The 2,854-nt window shown below is 74.1% G+C and carries 3 protein-coding genes and 1 pseudogene; all 4 read right to left on the bottom strand.

Features of this window, described 5'->3' with window-relative positions:
• A pseudogene (locus ACLQ6X_RS03585) lies at nt 1-407 on the bottom strand (hypothetical protein); the annotation flags it as partial.
• Entirely contained in the window at nt 404-829 is a 426-nt protein-coding gene (locus tag ACLQ6X_RS03580; RefSeq protein ID WP_411698799.1) for a hypothetical protein, read from the bottom strand. The pseudogene ACLQ6X_RS03585 and the gene ACLQ6X_RS03580, both read right to left, overlap by 4 nt.
• Complete coding sequence (locus tag ACLQ6X_RS03575; protein WP_411698798.1) at nt 829-2,157, bottom strand: FliI/YscN family ATPase; 1,329 nt, start codon at nt 2,155-2,157, stop codon at nt 829-831. The genes ACLQ6X_RS03580 and ACLQ6X_RS03575 overlap by 1 nt, the downstream gene beginning before the upstream one ends.
• A complete protein-coding gene (locus ACLQ6X_RS03570) occupies nt 2,154-2,762 on the bottom strand; it encodes a FliH/SctL family protein (RefSeq protein ID WP_411698797.1) in 609 nt (202 codons plus the stop codon). Before ACLQ6X_RS03570 ends, ACLQ6X_RS03575 begins: the two co-directional genes overlap by 4 nt.
• Nucleotides 2,763-2,854 lie beyond the last annotated feature (92 nt).

Genomic DNA, 2,854 nt, shown 5'->3' with positions numbered 1-2,854 from the left:
ACCGGCGTCGCGAGGGTCGGAACCGCGGCAGGCGCGGCGGCGGGCAGCGCGGGAACCGCGGCCGCGGGGAGTGCGTCGGCGGTGGTGGGCGCAGCGAGCGGGGCGGGAGCCGCGGCATCCGTCTCGGCTTCGGTCTCGCCGCCCGCGCCCGTCTCGGATCCGGCCGGCGCCGTTTCGACCGGAATCGTCGCGCCCAGGAGGTCGGCGGCGAGACCGGCGAACGCATCGTCGGCCGTCGGCGTGGCCGCGGCGGGCGCGTCGGGTGCCGGCTGCGCGCCGGGGACGGCGGCCGAGATCGCCTCGAGGAGGGTCGCACCGAAGCCGTCGCCGGACGCGGAGCCGGCACCCGGGCCGGCCTTGCCCGAGGGTGCGGGGGCGGGTGCCGTGGATAGTCCGATCATGGTCACTGCGGGTCTCCACTCTTGGTGCCGTTGGTCGCGATCTCGTCGATCACTGCCTGCTGCGCGGCCACGTCGTCGGCGTTGCGGTTCTCGATGTGGCGCGACTCGAGCTTCTCGAGCCCGAGGGAGCGGGCGCGGGCCTCGGCGTAAGCGGCGACGGCCTCGGCGACGGTCGCCTGGTTGCGCTGGTCGACGGCCTCGAGCTCGGCGAGCATGCTGCGCGACGAGGAGCGCGCCGCCGCGATGGCGTAGAGCACGTTGCTGCTGGTCGCCTCGGCACCGGATCCGCCGAGGGCGGCCCGGGTGCGGTTCTGGCGGGCGGCGTTCTCGCGGGCGCGGGCGTTCGCGACGGCGAGGTCGCTCGCGGCCTGCTCCTCCTGCACCTGGCGCAGGCGGAGGAGTCCGGCGAGGCGGAACGGGCCGGCCATCAGGCACCCCCGAAAGACCGGGTGAGGCGGGTGAGCTGCGCCCACGCGTCGACGACGCCCGACTGGTCGGTCATGCGCTGCTGCAGGAACTGGTTGATCTCGGCCTCGAACGACACGGCGGCGTCGACCAGCGGGTTCGCGCCCGGCTGGTAGGCGCCGATGTCGAGCAGGTCCTGCGCCGATTTGCGCGCGGCGAGCACGCGGCGCAGCTGGGAGGCGACCTCGGTGCGCTCGGCGGTGTTGACGCGCGAGGCGACGCGCGAGATCGAGCCGAGCGGGTCGACCGAGGGGAAGTGGCCGGAGACCGCGAGCTTGCGGTCGAGCACGACGTGCCCGTCGAGAATGGAGCGGGCCGAGTCGGCGATGGGTTCGTTGTGGTCGTCGCCGTCGACGAGCACCGTGTAGATGCCGGTGACGCTGCCGACGGCGCCGGTGCCCGCGCGTTCGAGCAGCTGGGCGAGCAGCGAGAAGGTCGACGGCGGGTAGCCGCGGGTGGCCGGCGGTTCGCCGACGGAAAGCCCGATCTCGCGCTGGGCCATGGCCACGCGGGTGAGCGAGTCCATCATGAGCATCACGTGCGCGCCGCGGTCGCGGAACGACTCGGCGATGCGGGTGGCGAGGAAGGCGGCGCGCAGGCGCATCATCGCCGGCTCGTCGGAGGTGGAGACGACCACGATCGACCGGGCGAGACCCTCGGGCCCGAGGTCGTCTTCGAGGAATTCGCGCACTTCGCGACCCCGCTCGCCCACCAGCGCGATGACCGACACCTCGGCATCCGTGCCCCGGGCGATCATCGAGAGCAGCGACGACTTGCCCACACCGGAGCCGGCGAACAGGCCCATGCGCTGGCCGCGGCCGACGGTGGTGAGGGTGTCGAGAACGCGCACGCCGAGCTGTAGCGGGGTGTCGATACGCGCGCGGTCCATCGCCGAGGGGCTCTCGTTGTCGATCGGAACGTAGCCGTCGACGACGAGCGGACCCTTGCCGTCGATCGGACGGCCGAGGCCGTCGACGACGCGTCCGAACAGGCCGACGCCGGTCGGCACGAGAACGGGGGCACCCTGAGCGCGCACGGGGGCGCCGGCGCTGATGCCGGTCAGGCGGTTGAGCGGCATGCAGCGCAGTCCGGTGCGGCCGGCCGCGATGACCTCGGCCACGACGGGCGACTCGACGCCGATGGTCACGAGGTCGCCGATCGCGCAGTCGAGACCGGTCACCTCGACGCCGAGGCCCAGAATGGATGACACGACCCCGACGCGCTGCGGACGCCCGGCGCTCACGGCGGCACGGAAGCCGGGCGAGGCGGGCGGCAGCAGCGAGGTGGTCACGAGCGTGCCTCCTCGATGGCCGTCTTCACGCGCGCGAGGGCCGTGCCGATACGCGCGTCAAGGTAGCCGTCGGGGAACTCGGTCACCGCGTCGCCGCGGGCCAGGGTCGCGTCGGCGGTGAAGGTCACGCCGGTCGCCTCGAGCACGTCGGGGCCGAGGGTGGAGAGGTCGGCGGGGTTCAGGCGCACCGTGCGCACGAGCCCGACCTCGACCGAGTCGAGAGCGCGGTGCAGGGCCGAACGCGCCGCCACCGCCGCGTCGCCCAGCTCGGAGCCGATGACGGCCTCCGCGATCTGCAGGGCGCCCAGGGCGAGCGTGGTGTGCGCGGATTCGAGCAACGGCACCGTGCGCAGGTCGAGGGCCGAGGCCGCCGAGTTCAGCACCGCGATGGCGTGGTCGACGCGGGCCCGGCCGTGGCTGAGGGCCGCGGCGGTCTCCGCTTCGAGGGCGGCGATGCGGGCCGCCACCTGCTCCTCCGCCTCGCGCAGGCCTGCCGCGTATCCGGCGGCGTGGCCGGAGATGCGGGCCTGATCGTCGCGGGAGTCGCTCGCCGCGCTGCGCAGCGCCGGGTAGCTCAGGGTCGAGAAGTCGGTGTCACTGGACATATTCGTCCTCGTCACCGCGCTGCACGGTGATGCTGCCCTGCGCTTCGAGGTCGCGGATGGCACGCACGACTTCGGCGCGGGCCTCCTCCACC

This window comes from Conyzicola sp., from assembly GCF_046714715.1.
Taxonomy (GTDB): domain Bacteria; phylum Actinomycetota; class Actinomycetes; order Actinomycetales; family Microbacteriaceae; genus Conyzicola.
Note: the sequence above shows the minus strand (reverse complement) of the source record. Positions and strands in the feature narration are given on the sequence as shown.